This is a genomic window from Nocardia sp. NPDC003726, assembly GCF_053586955.1.
The window spans coordinates 1-17,976 of sequence record NZ_JBSFNF010000050.1 but is presented as its reverse complement, the minus strand read 5'-3'; the positions used below and the strand labels follow the sequence as shown (position 1 = coordinate 17,976).

Sequence of the window (17,976 nt, the reverse complement as noted above, 5' to 3'; positions counted from 1 at the left end):
CTGTGGGCACTGCTGCGCGACGGCCGCGAATTCAGCTTCGACACGCCGATACCGGTGGCCTCCGCGACTTGACACGGTCATTGAGAGTCCTTTCGCCGGGGCGGCGCGCCGTCGACGGTTCCCCGCAGCTCGAGCGGAACACAGGTAGGGTAAGTAAGGCAATCCTAATTAGCATTATCGGAGGTTCTCTTGGCACGTCCCCGCACCACCTTCACGGTGCAGCGCACCGAATGGCTCACCCCGCACCTGATTCGGGTGCATCTCGGCGGCCCCGGCTTCGCCGCGTTCCGGCCCAGCGAGTTCACCGACTCGTATGTGAAGTTCATCTTCCCGCAGGACGGCAACGAGGTGCTGCGCACCTACACCGTCCGGTCCGTCGACCCCGTGGCCGGGGAGATCGCGGTCGATTTCGTCTTCCACGGCGCGGAGGGCATCGCTGGACCGTGGGCCGCCGCGGTCCAGCCCGGAGAGACCATCGACTGCTACGGACCCGGCGGCGCCTACGCCCCGCGCCCGGATGCCGACTGGCATCTGCTGGCCGGTGACGAGGCGGCGCTGCCTGCCATCGCCGCCGCGCTCGAGGCGATGCCCGGCGAGGCCACCGGGCTGGCGTTCGTCGAAGTCGCCGGTCCGGACGACGAACTGCCGTTGAAGAAGCCGGACGGCATCGAGCTGACCTGGCTGCACCGCGGGACACGCGCCCCCGGCGAGGTGCTCGCCGAGACCGTCCGCTCCGCGTCGTGGACGCCGGGGCAGGTCCAGGTGTTCATCCACGGCGAAGCGGAGTCGGTGATGAAGAATCTGCGCCGCTACATCCGCAAGGATCGCGGCGTCACCGCGGAGTGGGCGGCGTCGATCTCCGGATATTGGCGCCGCGGCCGCACCGAGGAAGGCTTCCGGGAATGGAAGGCCGAGCTGCGAGCGGCCGAGGGGGCCGACGGCTGAGCCCTCAGCTCAGCAGTCCGACGATGGTGGCGGACAGGAAGCTGACCAGGGTGGCGCCGTAGAGCAGGCGAAGCCCGTTGCGGGCGATGACGGTGCCTTGTTTCTCGCTGAGGCTGCGGACCGCGCCGGTGACGATGGCGATGGTGGAGAAGTTCGCGAACGACACCAGATATGTGGACACGATCGCGACGGTGCGGTCCGACAGCCCGGCGTGTTGCCGGTTGAGTTCCTGCATGGCGACCACCTCGTTGGACACCAGCTTGGTGCCCATGAACCGGCCCGCTGCCGCGGCCTCCTCCCATGGGATGCCGGTCATCCAGGCCAGCGGGGCGAAGACGTGGCCCATCACGTCCTGGAACGTGGTGCCGTGGAACAGCGCGGCGAAGATCCCGTTGACCATGGCGAGCAAGGCGATGAATCCGATCAGCATGGCCGCGACGGTGAACGCCACCTTCCAGCCGACCAGGATGTACTCGGTGAGCATCTCGAAGAACGACTGCCGCTTGCGGCTGTCGGCGATCTCCTCGCCGAGCAGCCGGGCGTCGTCGGCGGCGGCGACCGCGTAGGGATTGATCAGCGAGCACACCACGAAAGCGCCGAGCATGTTCAGCACGATGGCCGCGATCACGTACTTCGGGTCGATGAGCAGCATGTAGGCGCCGAGGATGCCCGCCGACACCGTGGACATCGCCGAGGCCGCCAGGGTGTACATCCGCTGCGGCGGGATGTCGTCGAGCATGGCGCGCAGCGAGATGAACACCTCGGACTGGCCGAGGATGGCGGAGGCGACCGCGTTGAACGATTCGATCCGGCCGAAGCCGCTCACCCACGCCAGCAGCAGGCCGAGGTACTTGATGATCAACGGCAGCACCCGCAGGTGTTGCAGGATGCCGATCAGGGCGGAGACCAGCACGATCGGCATCAGGACCGCGAACAGGAACGCGGGCCCGCCGCTGCCCACGGCGGGCAGCTCGCCGAACACGAACGCGGTTCCCTGGGCCGCGTAGCCGAGGATGTGGGCGAAGGCGTCGCTGACCGCGCGGATCACGGTGGCCCCCACCCCCGTCTTCAGCAGCAGGAACCCGAACGCGATCTGCACGAGCAGCAGCAGGGCGATCCGGGGCAGCCGAGCGGCGGCGGCGCGGCGGTCGGTACTGGGCAGCCAGGCCAGCAGCAGGAAACACACCAGCCCGGCGCTTCCGATCAAATGATGCACGCGGACCTCGGCGGCCGTGGCCTACAACAGCTTGTGGGAGCACCTCTCATGTCGGTTTATGCTGCGGTGTCTCCACAGTTGAGAAGCCGCGGCCACCCGCGGGCACACCGGCAGCGTCCCGGCCGCCCGGGACGATCCCGGGCGGCCGGACATGGTCGTAGACGCCGCTTCACTGTCGCGGCGCGCGCAACGCCTCCTCCACGAACTGCGTGGTGTAGGTCGCGGACAGGTCGATGCGATCACGCACGGGCCGCACGTTCTTCGAGTACTTGCCGAGGATCTCCAATACGTTCTGCGCGCCTTCGGGTTTCATCAACCCGTCGCCGTTGAACATGCCGATGGAGTCGCGGATCGACTGGACGTAGAGGTCCTTGCCCGCGCTCGCGTACTGCGGCGGCATCTTCTCGGCGATCTCCTCCGGCGTGTGCGTATCGATCCACTGCAGCGTCTGCACGAACGCGGCGGCGAGCTTGCGCACGATGTCGGGGTGAGCCTCGATCGTCGCGCAGCTCATGTACAGCGACGTCGCCGGATACAGTCCGCCGAGCGCGGCCCTGGTGCCCGCCTCGGTGCGCAGATCCACCAGGATGCGCGCATCCCCGGAGTTCACCATCTGCGCCACCGTGGGATCGGTGGTCATGCCCGCGTCGATGCCGTCGTGGTTCATGCCCGCGATGAACGTCTGCCCCGCACCGACTTTCACCCGGGTGTAGTCGGCGGTGCCCATGCCGGCCTGGCCGGTGAGCGCCTGGGTGAGGAAGTCGGTCGATGAACCGAGCGAGGTCACGCCCAGTTTCTTGCCGCGCAGGTCGGCGACCGAGGTGATGTCCGCGTCCGCTTTCGACACCAGTTCGACCTCACCCGGCACGTCGGACATCTGCACCACCGAGCGGATGCACTGGTCCTTGGCCTGCAGATCGATGGTGTGGTCGTAGAAGCCGACCACGCCCTGCACGTCGCCGGTGAGCAGCGCGGTCTCTGCGGTGGCTCCGGACTGCTCGCCGAGCAAGGTCACATCGATGTCGTTGCGCTCGAAAAAGCCGAGCTGGCGGGTGAGCACGGCGGGCAGGTAGATCACCTTCTCCAGTCCGCCCACCATGATGGTGATCTGCGGTCGGCCGCCTGCCATGGGGATGGTGCGGGAGTCCCGGCATCCTGTGGCCGTCAGCAGTGCCGCGACCACCACGGCGACGAGCGCGAGCTGCTTGCGATACCTCATGATCAGATCCCGTGGTTCGAGGTCGTCTGCGAGGGCCGCCATTTCAGCAACCGGTTCTCCGCCGCGCCGATGCCCCACTCGGCGATCAGCGCGATCACGGTGATGATGATCATGCCCGCGTAGATGCCCGCCGAGTCGAAGGTGCCCTGCGCGTTGCTGATCAACAGTCCCAAGCCCTTGCTCGCCCCGGCGTATTCGCCCACCACCGCGCCGATCAGCGCGAAGCCGAACGCGGTGTGCAGGCTGGACAGGATCCAGGTGGTCGCGCTCGGCAGCACGATCGACACCAGCACCTGCCTGCGGCTCGCGCCGAGGATGCGGGCGTTGTCGATCACGTTGCCGTCCACTTCGCGCGCACCGGTGAACGCGTTGAAGAACACCGCGAAGAACACCAGCACCACCACGGTCGCCACCTTCGAACTCAGCCCGAGCCCGAACCAGATGATGAACAGCGACGCCAGCACGATGCGCGGCACGGCGTTGAGCGCTTTGATGAACGGCGCGAGCACCTCCGCCCAGTAGCGGCTGCGGCCGAGCAACACGCCCAGCACGACGCCGGCCACCGTGCCGATCACGAAGCCGAGCACGGCCTCCTGCACGGTGGTGTAGACCTGCAACCAGACCGAGCCGAATTGCGTTCCCTCGGTGAACCATTCGACCAAACGCGCCCAGATCAGCGACGGCTTGGAGTAGAAGAACGGGTCGATCCACACCGTGGCGGTGAGTTCCCACGCGCCCAGCCACAGCGCGACCAGCGCGGCGCGCAGGCCCCAGGTGCGGATCCTGGCGCGGCGGGCGGAGGTGCGCACCCTGGCCAGGATCTGCTCCTCGGTCTCGTTCTCCACCGCCGGCTCGTCAACGGCATCCTGGACCAGCACGTCATGCGACACGGGAGGCTCCCTTCGCCCGAGCCGCCTCGACCTGATCGCGCAGCGTCTGCCAGATCTCCTGGTAGATGTCGCGGAATTCGGCCGTCAGCCGCACGTCCTCGACGCTGCGCGGCCGGGCCAGGCCCACGGGGAAGTCACCGCAGACGGTGGCCGGGCTCGCCGTCATCACCACCACCCGGTCGGCGAGCACGATCGCCTCCTCCAGATCGTGGGTGACGAAGACGACCGCCGCGTTGGTGCCCGCCCAGACCCGCAGCAATTCGTCCTGCATGAGCTGACGGGTCTGCACGTCCAGCGCGCTGAACGGCTCGTCCATCAGCAGGATCTCCGGCTCGTTGACCAGCGTCTGCGCCAGCGCGACGCGCTTGCGCATCCCGCCGGACAGCTGATGCGGGTAGTAGCTCTCGAACCCGGCCAGCCCGACCGTGCGCACCCACCCCGCGGCTTTCGCGCGCGCCTCGGCCTTCGACGCGCCACCCAGGCGCGGGCCCAGCGCCACGTTGTCCAGCACGCTCTTCCACGGCAGCACCGCATCCTGCTGGAACATGTAGCCGATGCCATCGGGGATGCCGTCGACGTCCTTGCCGCGCACCAGCGTCCGGCCGGCCGAGGCCGGCTCCAGGCCGGACACCAGCGACAGCGTGGTGGACTTGCCGCATCCGGTCGGGCCGACGACGGCGACGAATTCGCCGGGGCGCACGGCGAGGTTCAGATTGCGCACGGCGGTGTGGATGCCGCCGCCGGTGCCGGGGAAGCGCTTGGTCGCGTTCCGCAGCTCGATGAGTGATTGCGTCATTGCTTCCTACTCCTGCGAGATCGGGTCGGGGGAAACGTACGTGGCCCCGGTCACACGCCGGAGCTTGTGCGCACAACCGCCACAAACGCGGGATCTGCGGGTTTTGCGCATTCTGCTCATGCGCCGCGCGCGGGGGTCTGCGCTTATGCTGCGGCCATGGCCACTGAGGGCGCGCGGGCCGTGCGATTGCGGACCCAGGTACTGCTGTCGCAGATCCTGGTGGTCGCGCTGACGCTCGGCGTCGCGTTCGCGGTGTTCGGCTATCTCAGTGACCGGCGGCTGCGCGACGCCTACGGCCAGCGCGCGCTGGCCGTCGCCCGCACTGTCGCCGCCGACCCGGTGGTGCGCGCCGAAGTGGCCGGGTACGCGCCGGGCGCGGTCGATCCCGGCGTGCGTCGGCAACTGGCCACCGGCCCGCTGGAGCGGGTCGCGGTGGACGCGACCCAGCGCAACGATGCCTTGTTCGTGGTCATCACCGATGACGCGGGAATTCGCCTGGCGCATCCGGACGCCGGGCGGCTCGCCGAGCACGTCAGCACCGATCCGTCGGAGGCGCTCGCGGGCCGCGAGTCGATCACCGAGGAACGCGGCACGCTCGGTGACTCCGTGCGCGCGAAGGTTCCCGTCACGGCACCCGGTTCCGACCGTGTGGTCGGGGCGGTCAGCGTCGGCATCGCCACCGACGCGGTGCACGAGCAACTGCTCGGCGATCTGCGCACCGCGGGCGGGCTGGTCGCGGTGGCGCTCGCGGTCGGCATCGCCGGATCGGTGCTGCTCGCCCGCCGGTGGCGCGGGCTCACCCTCGGGCTGGAGCCGGACGAGCTGGCCGAGCTGGTCCGCGGCCAGGCCGCGGTGCTGCACGGCATCGGCGGCGGCGTGCTGGCCGTCGACGCGGCGTGGCGCACGACCTTCGTCAGCGACGAGGCGCGCAGGTTGCTCGGCGTCGCGCCGGACATCGGATGCCCGGTGGACCGGATCGGACTCACCCCGCGGGTGCTGGAGGTCTTCCGCGACCTCGACCAGCAACCCACCTCGGCGACGATCGGCGCGAACGTCGTCATCGTCTCCGCTGGCTCGGTCAGCCGCGACGGGCGTGATCTGGGCGCGGTGCTCACGGTGCGCGACCGCACCGACGTGGAATCGCTGACCAGGCAGCTGGACGCGGTGCAATCGATGAGCACGGTGCTGCGCGCGCAGCGCCACGAATTCTCCAACAAGATGCACCTGATCAGCGGACTGCTGCACAGTGGGCACGTCGAGGAAGCGGCGCGGTCGGTGGACGAGCTGATCGGCGCGGGTCCGCTCGGTCCGGCGACGCCGGGTATCGACGCCATCCACGACACCTACCTGCAGGCCTTCCTGGCCGCCAAGGCCGCGCACGCCAGGGAGAGCGGGGTGGAACTCGTGCTCGGGCCCAACACCTGGGTCGAGGGCGATCTCGCCGATCCGGTGGACGTGACCACCGTGCTCGGCAATCTGCTGGACAACGCCATGGAAGCCGTCCGCGCCGGGGACCGGCCGGTGCGGCAGGTGGAAGTCGAATTGGTGCAGGAGGATTCGACACTGCACATCACGGTCGCCGACAGCGGCGACGGTGTCGGCCCCGATCTGGTGGACCGGCTGTTCATCGAAGGGATCTCGACCCGCGACGATCGCGGCGTCCCCGGTGGGCGCGGGGTGGGACTCGCCTTGATCCGCCAGATCGTCCGCGCCCACGGCGGCGACGTCCGCCTTTCGAGTGCGGGCGGCGGGGAACCGCCACTCGTCGGCGCGGAGTTCATCGCCCGCATCCCCGGGGTGCTCGTGGAGAGCGAGGTGTCATGGCCTCGACGACCCTGACCGTCCTGGTCGTCGACGACGACTTCCGGGTGGCGAACCTGCACGCCGGAATCGTGCAGGCCATCCCGGGTTTCACGGTGGCCGGCACCGCGAACACCCTTGCCGCCGCCCGGGACATCATCGCTACGCAGCCCATCGACCTGGCGCTGGTGGACGTCTACCTGCCGGACGGATCAGGGATCGATTTCGTCCGGGCGCTGCGCTGCGACGCCATGGTGCTCACCGCGTCGACGGAGAGCGAGTCCGTGCGCGCCGCGGTGGCGGCGGGTGCGGTGTCCTACCTGGTCAAGCCCTTCCCGCAGACCGAACTCGCCGCCCGGCTCGCCGCCTACGCCCGCTATCGGCGCATCCTCGCCGTGCCGCAGGCCGACAACGCCCGGGTCGCCGCTGCGCTGCACGCGCTGCGTCCCTCGGTCACCGCGACCCCGGCGGCAACCGTCGCCTCCCCGACCAAAGACGCAGTCCTGCAAGCGATTCTCGATGCAGACGCGCCCCTGTCGGCGGGCGAGGTCGCGAGCGCCATCGGTATCTCCCGGGCCACCGCGCAGCGCTATCTCGCCGCGCTCGTGTCCGGCGGCGCGGTGCGCATGAGCCTGCGCTACGGCAGCACCGGGCGGCCCGAACAGGAGTACTCCGCCGCACCGCCGCACTGAGCCGACGCGGTGTCTCAACGGCTGCCGAGCCGGAATCGGGCTTTCCGGGTTGCAGCGACGCGTGGGCTGGGTCGCGACGCCGTGGCCCGGCGGTCACCGGTCGCTGAATCCGCCGGTTCTGCGCCCATCCGCGCGCTCCGGCACAGGGCTCGGCCGGGTGAGGGCGCGCGGCCATGCCGTCCCGAGCCGCACCGTCCGGCAGGGTCCGATCGTCCGGCGCGGCGGCGCTCACTTCGAGCCGCGCACCGCTTCTCGCCCTGCTCAGCCGCCGCCCCATGCCCACCACATCCTCATCGGCGCGCCGGCGTCCGGGCACGAGCATCGTCTTCTGCTCGGGCGCCGCCCCGGCTCGGATGCGGGTGCCCGCCACGCTGTCGTCGGCGCGGTAGCGTCGGGACATGAGCATCGTCGAGGTCGCCGTTGTCGGCTACGGATTGGCCGGGTCGGTCTTCCACGCCCCGCTGATCGCCGCGCAGCCGCGGATGCGGGTCGCGGCCGTGGTGACCTCTTCGGCGGAGCGTGCCGAACGGGCGCGCGCCGAACACCCCGGTGTGCGGGTGGCGCCGCGCGCCGAGGAGTTGTTCGCCGCACCGGACGGCATCGATCTGGTCGTGATCGCGACACCGAACCATACGCACGCACCGCTGGCCGGGCAGGCGCTGGAGGCCGGGCTGCCGGTGGTTGTCGACAAGCCGTTCGCGGTCACGGTGGACGACGCCGAAGACCTCGTCCGGCGCGCGGAGCGGTCCGGCCTGGCGCTGTCGGTCTTCCAGAACCGTCGCTGGGACGGTGACTTCCGGACGGTGCGCGAACTCGTCGAGACCGGAAGACTCGGCCACGTGCGGCGTTTCGAGTCCCGGTTCGAACGGTGGCGTCCGGTGCCGAAGGGCGGCTGGCGGGAGGTCGGCACCGACGAGGAGGGCGCGGGCATTCTGCTCGACCTCGGCAGCCACCTGGTGGACCAAGCGGTGACCCTCTTCGGTCCGGTGGCTTCGGTGTACTGCGAGCTGGACCGGCGGCGAGAAGGGATCACCACCGACGACGACGCGTTCGTCGCGCTCACCCACACCGGCGGTGTGCGCTCCCATCTCTGGATGAGCGCCGTGGCCCCGCAACTCGGGCCGCGTTTCCGGGTGCTCGGGTCGGAAGCCGCGTATGTCACCCATGGGCTGGACCCGCAGGAGGACGCGCTCCGGTCGGGGCGTCGTCCGGAGAGCGATTCCGATTGGGGCACAGTCGATCCCGAGCGCTGGGGCGTGCTGGGCGCGGAACCGGACTTCGCCCCTCTGCCGACCGCACCCGGCGCATATCCCGAGTTCTACTCCGCGATGGCCGCCGCGCTGCTCGACGGCGGGCCCGTGCCCGTCGACCCGCGCGACGCCGTCACCACTCTGCGCCTGCTGACGAAAGCCCGCGAGTCGGCGGCCAGGGGTGTGACCGTCACCGCCTGACCGCCACTGGCTACCTGCGCCGCGACTCGATAACGTCGGTCCCTGGGCCGGCCGCTCCCGGCCGCCCGCCGGAGAGGAGAACCGAGTGGGTGCAACGGTTTTCGCGGTGCTGCTGCCGCTGGCGCTGGCCTTGGTGATGTTCGGGCTCGGATTGACCTTGACGACCGAGGATTTCGCGCGCGTGCTGCGGTACCCGAAAGCGGCGGTGATCGCGCTGGTGTGCCAGATGATCCTGCTTCCCGCGGTATGCCTGGGCCTGATCCGCCTGTTCGGGCTGGACGGCGCGCTCGCGGCGGGCATGCTGCTGCTGGCGGCCTCACCGGGCGGAGCGTCGGCCAACCTGTTCAGTCACGTCGCCGGAGGCAATGTGGCGTTGAACATCACGCTCACCGCGATCAATTCGGTGCTCGCGGTGTTCACCCTGCCGGTGGTGGTGGCGCTGTCCTACGCCTTGTTCCTGGACGGCACGGGTTCGGTGGGACTTCGACCGGACAAATTCGCGCAGGTCTTCGCCATCGTGCTGGTGCCCGTCGCGATCGGCATGGTGGTGCACCGGCGGTTCCAGCAGTGGTCGCGGCGGATGCGCGGTGCGGTCAAGATCCTGTCCGTCGTGGTTCTCGCGCTGGTGATCGCGGCCGGGGTGGGCTCCGATCCGGACATCCTGACCGAGCACATCGGCGAGCTGTCGGCGATCTGCCTGTGCTTCGCCGTGATCAGTCTGGCCGTCGGCTACTTCCTGCCCCGGCTGTTGCGTGTGGAAGCCGATCAGGCGATCGCTTCGGCGATGGAGATCGGCGTGCACAACGCGGCGCTCGCGATCGCCGTCGCCGCTTCGGTCTTGGACAACGAGACCATGGCCGTTCCCGGCGCGGTGTACGGGGTTCTGATGAACATCCCGGCGGCGATCGCCGCGTATCTGCTGGCCAGGCGGGCGCGCCGCGAGCAGTCCGCGCCCGCGCCGAGCATGGCGGGTTGACGGAGACGGTCCGAGCGGACACGGACGGGCCCGGTGAGTAGCCTCTCGGAGGGTCGATGCCACGCGAAGGGAGTCAGCTGCGCGATGCAACCGCTCGGCACGAACGATCCGGCCCGGATCGGGGATTACCGCCTGCTCGGCGTGCTCGGCGCGGGCGGCATGGGCCGGGTCTACCTCGGCCGCAACTCGGGCGGGCGCACCGTCGCGGTGAAGGTCATCCGCCCGGACATGATCGACGCCGAATTCCGTCAGCGCTTCCGGCGCGAGGTGGCCGCGGCCCGCCGGGTCGACGGGCACTTCACCGCACCGGTGCTCGACGCGGACGTCGACGCCGATCCACCCTGGCTGGCCACCGGTTATGTGGCCGGATTCCCGCTGGCCGACGCGGTCGAGCGGTACGGGCCGTTCACGGAGAATGCCCTGCTCGTGCTGGCGCACGGGCTGGTCGAGGCGTTGACCGCCGTCCATGGAGCCGGTGTGGTGCACCGCGACCTCAAACCGTCCAATGTCCTGCTGGCCCTCGACGGCCCCAAGGTGATCGATTTCGGCATCGCCCGCGCCGTCGACGACAGCAGGCTCACCACCACCGGAAAGGTCATCGGCTCACCGGGGTTCATGTGTCCGGAGCAGGTGACCGGCGACCCGATCGGCCCGCCCGCCGATGTCTTCGCACTCGGCGGCGTCCTGGTGTTCGCGGCGACCGGCCACGGCCCGTTCGGCGTCGGCGAGGCGGTGCACATGCTGTGGCGGGTGGTGTACGAGCAGCCGCGGCTCGGCGACGTGCCGGAACGGCTGCGCCCGCTGGTGGCCGCCTGCCTGGCCAAAGACGCCGCGGCGCGCCCGACTCCGGAACAACTGCTGTCCCAGCTCACCGCGCTGGGCATCCCCGACCGCGGCGGCTGGCTGCCCGGCCCGGTGCTCGAGGAGGTCGGCCGCCGTGCGGTCGAGTTGCTGAATCTGGACTCCGGGCCACTCGACCACCAGCGGTTCTTCGTGCCCGCTGATCCAGCGCGCACGGCCGACACCATGGTCGGCCCCGCACCACCTACCGACGCGCGGTACCCGCGAGGCGATCCAGGACGATCGGCGTCCACGCCGCACTCCCTCCCGCCGCGAACGCCTCCCGCGTTCGCGAGACCTCCGACGCCTGCACCCGCGCACCAGGTTTCGCCCGCGTTCGGTCCGGTCCCCGCCGCGCCACCCGCACGCCGCCCCGGCCGCGTTCTGCTCATAGCCGGAGCGTTCGTCGTCTGCCTCGCCGTCGCGATCGCCGCGTTCGTGGTCGGCGCTCAGCTACGGAACCAGAACGCGAACGAATCGGCCGACCAGATCACGCGAACCACCGGCAGCTCCTCCGCGGCCACCGCCACCGAGGCCGTCGACGCGGAACCGACCGGCAGCGGTCCTTCCGGCAGCAGTGTTCCGGAGGCTTTCGTCGGAGAATGGAAAGGCGTGGCCCGCGACCCCTTGTTGTCCTTCGACATCGTGCTGACCATTCGTGACGGCGCGGTGGGCCAAGAAGTCGCGCAGTCGTCGAACACCGGCAAATTGAGCGGTGAGCGCTGCGAACGCACGGAGACGCTCACCGCCGCGGGCGAGAGCCAGTTGTCGTTCGTCGCGCGGCTCTCCGGCGGCTCCCCGGCCTGCTTCGACAATGGTTCCACCTCGACGGTCACCCTGCAGCCGGACGGTTCCCTGTCGTACCGGACCTCCGGCGTCATCGGCAACATCGAAGGCGTCCTGCGCAAGAGCTGACGGCGTGAGGACCGGGCGCCGTGCGCGGGAACGTACGCCCGAGCGCCGCGGTCCGCGGGCGGTTAAGGTGCGGCGGTGGACAGAGCGGAATTCTTCGAGCGCGGCGCTTCCATCGCCGATCGTCTGACGACGACGCAAGCGCAGCCGCCGTGGTGGCTGGTGGCGGCGGCCGCGGTGGCGGCGCTCGTGCTGGTGGGTTACACCCCCGTCTGGCGGTTGACCCGCAATATCGTCACCATCGCGCACGAAGGCGGGCACGCCTTGGTCGCCCTGCTGACCGGCCGCAAGCTCAACAGCATCCGGTTGCATTCGGACACTTCGGGGCTCACCGTGTCGAGCGGCAAACCCTACGGCCTCGGAATGATTCTCACCACCATGGCCGGTTACCCGGCGCCGCCGCTGCTCGGTCTCGGATTCGCCGCGCTGCTGGGCGCGAGCCGGATCACGCTGCTGCTCTGGACCGCCATCGTGCTGCTCGCCGCGCTGCTGATCAAGATCAGGAATGTCTACGGCGCCATCACCGTGCTCGGTCTCGGAGCGGTGGTCTTCGTGGTCTCCTGGTTCGGCACCGACACGCTGCAAGCGGGTTTCGCGTATCTGGGCGCCTGGTTCCTGCTGTTCGCCGGGGCGCGTCCGGTCATCGAGCTGCAACGAAGCCGTTCCCGGCAGCAACGCGCCCGCTACCACGAGGTCGACTCCGACGCCGATCAGCTCGCCCGGCTCACCCGCCTGCCCGGCCTGCTGTGGGTCTTCGTGTTCGGCGCGATCGCCGTCGGTTCGCTCGCGGTCGGGGCGTGGCTGCTCGTCTCCGCCATCGCCGAAGTCTGCCTGCCTGGCGCGCCTTCGGGGTCCTGCTTCGCGGCGCGCTGACCGCCGCGCTGCGCCACCCGGTCGGCTCGACTAGGCTTCGATTCCGCCCAGTGCCGACGCCTCACCTGCGGCGGCGGCGCATTCGCCGAGCTCACCCCTTCGGCCGTCCGACGCCGGATCGCGATTCACGACCCCCAGGGAGCCAGCATGGTGAACATTCCCGCGCGCGCACCGAGCACCGCTGCGCGGCGGCTTCTTCCGGCACTGGTCTCGGCCGTCACGGTGCTGCTCGGCACGATCACGCTCGGTCCGACCGCCTACGCCGCACCTTTCGGCACGGCCTGCGGCACACCCTTGACGCGGGCGGAGACAGCCGAGATCGCGCAGCTGTCCGCGGCCGGGCCGCAGGCCGGTACCTCGTTGTGGCAGTTGGAGCAAGCCATCGACCGGCACCGCCGGATCACCGATATCCTCGTCCGCCACCACGATTCACGCGGTGTGTTCGCCCTCGGGCTCGACGCGGTGGAACAAGCGGCCGTCCTGCCGCTGCAGCGCGACCCCGCGTCGTTCGACGACCCGGAATGGGCGCACCGGATCAGTCTCGAGCTGCTGTCGCGGTTCCTGCGCGCGCTGCACGCCGAATTCACCGGCGCACCCGCCGAACCGCAGTGGGCGCACTACTTCGACCTGACCCGCCGCTGCGAGCTGTCCCCCGCGCGCGTGGCGATGGCCGGTTACGACGCGCATTTGACCGTCGATCTGGCCTACTCCGTCGCGGCCATCGGAAGCTCGGCCGCGAACGCGCAGGACTACTTCCGTATCGTCGACTCGATCGCCCAGCAAGGAGCGCTGATCGTAGCCGCGACCAGATCCGTCTACGGCGGTGACCTCGGGCCGCTGTGGCGCTTCTATTTCGTCGGCGAGGGCTTGGACGCGGTGCTCGGGCAAGGCGTGGCGACCGGCCCTCTGCTCCGGCTGGCCGACGCGGGCGCCAATGTCGTCATCTTCGGCAACGGACTGGCCCTGCAGGACCCGGCCGCGGCGCCCGCCGTCACCGCCGAGATCGACGCCCTGTGGCGCGGCCTGGATCTCGGTTTCGAAGTCCTGTCCGGCCTCGGCGGGCTCTGACCGGCGCACCGTCACGCCAGCGCCGCGACGGCGGCACGCACGACGTCCTCGGGCGGTCGGGTCGCGTCGACGGCGCTCCCGCGCTCGTCGGCATCGAGCCGCTCCAGGGTGGCCAGCTGGGAATCCAGCAGGTTCGGTGGCATGAAGTGCCCGCGGCGTGCGGCCAGGCGGCGTTCGAGTTCCTGGCGGGGCGCGTCCAGATGCAGGAAGAAGACGCCGGGTGCGCGGCCGCGCAACCGGTCGCGATACGCCCGTTTCAGGGCGGAACAGGTCACGACGCCTCCGCGACCGGATCGCTCGGCCATCCAGGCGGCCAAGGCGTCGAGCCACGGTGCGCGGTCGGCATCGTCCAGCAGCGTGCCCGCCGCCATCTTCGCGATGTTCGCGGGCGGGTGGAAAGCGTCGCCTTCGGCGTACTCGACCCCCAGCACTTCGGCCAGGCGGGCGCCGACCGTCGTCTTCCCCGATCCCGACACCCCCATCACGACGATCACCGGTAGATCACGCACTCGGACCCTTCTCCCTCCGATGGCGGACTCTCCCGCGCACACGGGCTTGTCATCGGCAACAACCTAGCCGCCGAGCACTTCGTCGGCCCGTGCAGTGACCCTGCGCGCCACCGCCGATACATTTCGAGAACAGCGGGAGGACCTCGCCCTGGAATGCCAGCTCACCCGGCCGGGGCCGGGGCGCGACCGGCTCGCCGCCCTGCTCGACCCGTTGGAGGGCCACCCCGAACTGTTCGACACCTTGCGCGAGCACATCCGCAACGACTTCAACCGCCTGCGCACCTCACGGACGATGTATCCGCACCCGAACACCGTCGACCATCGGCTCGAGCGCATCGGCCGCCTCACCGGCTCGGACACCGCCGTTGCGCACGCGCTCTACCGACTGCGCGCCGCGCTCATCGCACGGACTTACACGCAGTCCGCACCCGCGCCGGACCGCCCCGCGCGGTGAACACGTTTCAGGCGCGCCGCCGCACCGGGTCGGCCCCGTTCCGGCTGCTCCGGCCCCCGGCCGAGCAGCCGAGGCGCGCCACTGACGCGACCGCTAGGGTCATCGACATGGAACTACGCATCTTCACCGAGCCGCAGCAGGGTGCGAGCTACGACACCTTGCTCACCGTCGCCAAGGCCACCGAGGACTTGGGCTTCGACGCGTTCTTCCGCTCCGACCACTACCTGAGCATGGGTGGCGCCGACGGGCTGCCCGGCCCCACCGACGCCTGGATCACCCTCGCCGGTCTGGCGAGGGAGACCGAGCGCATCCGGCTGGGCACCCTGGTCACCGCCGCCACCTTCCGGCTGCCGGGCCCGCTGGCGATCCAGGTGGCGCAGGTGGACCAGATGTCCGGCGGCCGAGTCGAATTCGGCCTCGGCAGCGGCTGGTTCGCCGAGGAGCACGCCGCGTACGGCATCCCGTTCCCCGCCGACAAATTCTCCCGGCTGGAAGAGCAGCTGGCCGTCATCACCGGGCTCTGGGCGACCAAACCCGGCGACACCTTCAGCTACGACGGCAAGCATTACCAGCTCACCGACTCCCCCGCCCTGCCCAAACCGGTGCAGGACCCGATCCCGGTGGTGATCGGCGGGCATGGCGCCACCCGCACCCCGCGGCTGGCCGCCCAGTACGCCAGCGAGTTCAACATGCCGTTCTCCTCCATCGAGGACAGCACCCGGCAGTTCGACCGGGTGCGCGCGGCCGCGGAGGCCTACGGCCGCGCCGCCGGCGACCTGGTGTACTCCAACGCGCTGGTGGCCTGCGTGGGAGCGAACGACGCCGAGGTGGCGCGCCGAGCCGAGGCGATCGGCCGCGAGGTGGACGAGTTGAAGGCCAACGGCCTGGCCGGCTCGCCCGCCGAGGTGGTGGACAAGATCGGCCGGTACGCCGAGATCGGCACCACCCGCATCTACCTGCAGGTGCTGGACCTGACCGATCTCGACCATCTCGAGCTGATCTCCGCGCAGGTGCAGTCGCAGTTGTGAGGTAGCGCTCAGCCCAGCGGACGGTTGGTCGGCACCACGACGAAGCTCGGCGCCGACGGGTCGAGTTCCAGGTGCTGCGGTTTCAGCTCGGTGTTGTTCAGCATCGGCCGGAAGGCCAGCGCCTTCGGCGAGTTGCCCGCGAACACGTCGATCCGCAGCCGGTGGCCCGGTTGCAGCGCCGCCTGGGTGGGAATCACCGCGATGTCCAGCGCCACCGGCTCACCGGGAACGACCGGCTGCACACTGTCGAGGGTGATCGGATTGAACGGTTCGGTCAGGTCGCCGGTCGGTGTGCGGCTGCTCTTCTGCTCGTCGACGGCGCGCAGTGAGGCGGTCAGCTGCCCGGTGGACAGCACCTTCGAACTCCCATCCGGCGCGACGTCGTTCATGGTGACGCTCCAGTAGCCGTCGGTGGCGTCGTGCACCGTGTTCAGGTGCACGTTCACCGGCCCCGAGATCACGGTCGGCTCGGTCATCGGGGCGCTGGTGAAGGCCAGCGCGTTGCGCTCGGCGATGCGCGAGTCCTTCGCGCACACGTCCAGCACCGCGGCCATCCCGGCCGAGCCCTGCGCGGTGTCGCGGGAACATGCCGAGGCGAGGCCGGGCCCCACCGTCAGGGTCCGCCGTTCGGCGGGAGCGCTCATCGTCAACGATCCGTCGTGGACGGCCTTCCCCGCGGTGCCGCTCGGGTCGGCCGACAGATACACACGGCGATGGTTGAGGTCCTTCTGCGGGAACTGGCCGAGGGAGATCCAGCCGCCGCCTTGTTCCCACACGGTGATCGGCCCGAAATCGCCCAAGCCGTGGTCGATGTCCTTCAGCCACTTGTCGAACCACACGCGCTGCAGCACGTCCAACCGCGGCGGCGCACCCGGAACGCCGGTGCCCGCACCGGGATTCGCGTGATAGGTATCGCCGACGACCAGTTGCTTCTGTCCCGCGGGCAGCGGAATCGCGTTGTACAGCTTGGTCGCGCTGTTGGCGAAGATGTCGTGCCAGCCGCCGTAGACGAAGGTGGGCACCGTGATGCGCTCCGGATGCCCCTCGATGCCGCGCCGGAAGTAGCTGTTCTCGTCCAGCGCGTCGGCCAGCGCGGGCGGCACGTGGTCGAGCGAGGGCGTCAGCAACGCCTGGGCCAGCAGATCCACATTGCTGGCCGGATCGGACATCCGTTCCCGCAACCACTCCCAGTCGAAGGTGCCCTTCAACATCGACTGCACGTCGGGAATCAGCTTCAGCTGGTTGACCGTGCTGAGCCACATCGGAAGGAACGTCGTCCCCACGCCGCCGCCGGGTGCGACGACATCGCGCATGAGGTCGCTGCCCGGTTCCACCGGGAAGATCGCCCGCAACGGCGCGGGCGCGTTCTCGGCGGCGCGCAGCTGGTTGATGCCCGAGTACGAGCCGCCGCTCATCCCGACCCGGCCATTGGACCAGGGCTGCGCCGCCGCCCACTCGATCACCTCGCGGGTGTCGAGCTGTTCCCGCTCGCCGAGGGTGTCCCACGATCCCTGGGAGAAGCCGGTGCCGCGCACGTCGGCGATGACCTGGGTGTATCCGGCGCGGATCAGATCGCGATCCAGCCCGAGCACCGTCTGCACGGTGCCGCCGTCCACCGCGTGCAGCAGATCGCCGAAACCACTGACCGGCGTGCGGGACAGATTCACGCGATTGACCAGCCGCACGGTCAACGGCTGCAAGCCGGGCACCGCGAGCGCCGTGTCGATCAGGGTGGTCATGAGCTTGGTGTAGGGCGTGAGGTTCACGATGGTCGGCAGCGGCTGCCGCTCCACCTCGCCCCCGTGTTTCACCGGCCGGTAGATGTTCGCCTTCAGCACTACACCGTCGCTCATGCGGATCGGCACATCCCAGTCGATGTGGATGTCGGCATACGGCTGGGGTCCGTCGTGCAGCGCGGTCCACGCCACGCTGTGGGCGTCGGCCGACGGCTCCGCGGCCGCCGGGACGGCCGCGCATCCCACGGCCGCGGCCACCGCGACCGCGGCCACCGTCCGGATCGCCCTGCTCATCGTTCGTCTCACGCCACGCCGCGCTGCCATCTCGCTCCCTCGACCGGTGTGCGGACCGACCATCGATCACCCGATTGGGCGACAACGTAGCAACCTGCTGGCGAATAACGCGGGACGTGCGGTCGGGCCGGATTGTCGCGGACGAACAGACGGTGAACGCGACGCCGCCACGGACGAGGCGGCTTAGACCGTGTCTTACGTGGTTGTGATTCGTTCACGTTGTGCCGGAATCCGCTGTGCTGCATGATGTTCGACTCGTGGTCGATGAGTTGTCGAA

16 protein-coding genes are annotated in these 17,976 nt (G+C 69.9%); 10 read left to right on the top strand and 6 right to left on the bottom strand.

Annotation, left to right across the window (positions count from 1 at the left end; translation table 11 throughout):
- The first annotated feature begins 189 nt into the window (after positions 1-189).
- Entirely contained in the window at positions 190-945 is a 756-nt protein-coding gene (locus ACWDMM_RS33375) for a siderophore-interacting protein (RefSeq protein WP_195081673.1), read from the top strand.
- Positions 946-949: 4 nt separating this feature from the next.
- Here ACWDMM_RS33375 and ACWDMM_RS33370 read toward each other — a convergent pair whose 3' ends face one another.
- The 4 genes from ACWDMM_RS33370 to ACWDMM_RS33355 form a co-directional block, all read right to left on the bottom strand.
- Positions 950-2,161, bottom strand: coding sequence for a NupC/NupG family nucleoside CNT transporter (locus tag ACWDMM_RS33370; protein ID WP_195081672.1), 1,212 nt, complete (start codon positions 2,159-2,161; stop codon positions 950-952).
- Between the two features lie 169 nt (positions 2,162-2,330).
- The gene (locus ACWDMM_RS33365) at positions 2,331-3,380 is read right to left on the bottom strand and encodes an ABC transporter substrate-binding protein (RefSeq protein WP_195081671.1); all 1,050 of its coding nucleotides are present in this window, start codon (positions 3,378-3,380) and stop codon (positions 2,331-2,333) included.
- 2 nt (positions 3,381-3,382) lie between these two features.
- A complete protein-coding gene (locus ACWDMM_RS33360) occupies positions 3,383-4,270 on the bottom strand; it encodes an ABC transporter permease (protein ID WP_195081670.1) in 888 nt (295 codons plus the stop codon).
- Positions 4,260-5,066 carry an ABC transporter ATP-binding protein gene (locus ACWDMM_RS33355; RefSeq protein ID WP_357106367.1) on the bottom strand — a complete coding sequence of 269 codons (807 nt, stop codon included), beginning with the start codon at positions 5,064-5,066 and terminating at the stop codon, positions 4,260-4,262. The genes ACWDMM_RS33360 and ACWDMM_RS33355 overlap by 11 nt, the downstream gene beginning before the upstream one ends.
- A 156-nt stretch (positions 5,067-5,222) precedes the next feature.
- Between ACWDMM_RS33355 and ACWDMM_RS33350 the strand changes: the two genes are divergently transcribed.
- From ACWDMM_RS33350 to ACWDMM_RS33320, 7 genes are all read left to right on the top strand, one after another.
- A complete protein-coding gene (locus tag ACWDMM_RS33350; protein WP_357206344.1) occupies positions 5,223-6,905 on the top strand; it encodes a sensor histidine kinase in 1,683 nt (560 codons plus the stop codon).
- Complete coding sequence (locus ACWDMM_RS33345) at positions 6,887-7,558, top strand: response regulator transcription factor (protein WP_195081667.1); 672 nt, start codon at positions 6,887-6,889, stop codon at positions 7,556-7,558. The genes ACWDMM_RS33350 and ACWDMM_RS33345 overlap by 19 nt, the downstream gene beginning before the upstream one ends.
- A gap of 398 nt (positions 7,559-7,956) precedes the next feature.
- Positions 7,957-9,009: a Gfo/Idh/MocA family protein gene (locus tag ACWDMM_RS33340; RefSeq protein ID WP_357106359.1), complete on the top strand. Its 1,053-nt coding sequence runs from the start codon at positions 7,957-7,959 to the stop codon at positions 9,007-9,009.
- A gap of 85 nt (positions 9,010-9,094) precedes the next feature.
- Positions 9,095-9,985 (top strand): bile acid:sodium symporter family protein, encoded by an 891-nt coding sequence (locus ACWDMM_RS33335; protein ID WP_195081665.1) that lies wholly within the window; start codon positions 9,095-9,097, stop codon positions 9,983-9,985.
- A gap of 84 nt (positions 9,986-10,069) precedes the next feature.
- The gene (locus ACWDMM_RS33330; RefSeq protein ID WP_449941481.1) at positions 10,070-11,740 is read left to right on the top strand and encodes a protein kinase domain-containing protein; all 1,671 of its coding nucleotides are present in this window, start codon (positions 10,070-10,072) and stop codon (positions 11,738-11,740) included.
- A gap of 75 nt (positions 11,741-11,815) precedes the next feature.
- A complete protein-coding gene (locus ACWDMM_RS33325) occupies positions 11,816-12,610 on the top strand; it encodes a M50 family metallopeptidase (RefSeq protein ID WP_195081663.1) in 795 nt (264 codons plus the stop codon).
- A 147-nt stretch (positions 12,611-12,757) separates the two neighbouring features.
- Entirely contained in the window at positions 12,758-13,678 is a 921-nt protein-coding gene (locus ACWDMM_RS33320) for a DUF5995 family protein (RefSeq protein ID WP_449941479.1), read from the top strand.
- Positions 13,679-13,689: 11 nt separating this feature from the next.
- Here ACWDMM_RS33320 and ACWDMM_RS33315 read toward each other — a convergent pair whose 3' ends face one another.
- Positions 13,690-14,160, bottom strand: coding sequence for a gluconokinase (locus tag ACWDMM_RS33315; RefSeq protein ID WP_449941488.1), 471 nt, complete (start codon positions 14,158-14,160; stop codon positions 13,690-13,692).
- Between the two features lie 121 nt (positions 14,161-14,281).
- Between ACWDMM_RS33315 and ACWDMM_RS33310 the strand changes: the two genes are divergently transcribed.
- Complete coding sequence (locus tag ACWDMM_RS33310) at positions 14,282-14,641, top strand: helix-turn-helix domain-containing protein (RefSeq protein WP_195081661.1); 360 nt, start codon at positions 14,282-14,284, stop codon at positions 14,639-14,641.
- 107 nt (positions 14,642-14,748) lie between these two features.
- Positions 14,749-15,669, top strand: a complete 921-nt coding sequence (locus tag ACWDMM_RS33305; protein ID WP_195081660.1) for an LLM class F420-dependent oxidoreductase — start codon at positions 14,749-14,751, stop codon at positions 15,667-15,669.
- Positions 15,670-15,677: 8 nt separating this feature from the next.
- On the opposite strand, the gene ACWDMM_RS33300 is transcribed toward ACWDMM_RS33305, so the two are convergent.
- Positions 15,678-17,699 carry a CocE/NonD family hydrolase gene (locus tag ACWDMM_RS33300; protein WP_195081659.1) on the bottom strand — a complete coding sequence of 674 codons (2,022 nt, stop codon included), beginning with the start codon at positions 17,697-17,699 and terminating at the stop codon, positions 15,678-15,680.
- Between the last annotated feature and the right edge of the window lie 277 nt (positions 17,700-17,976).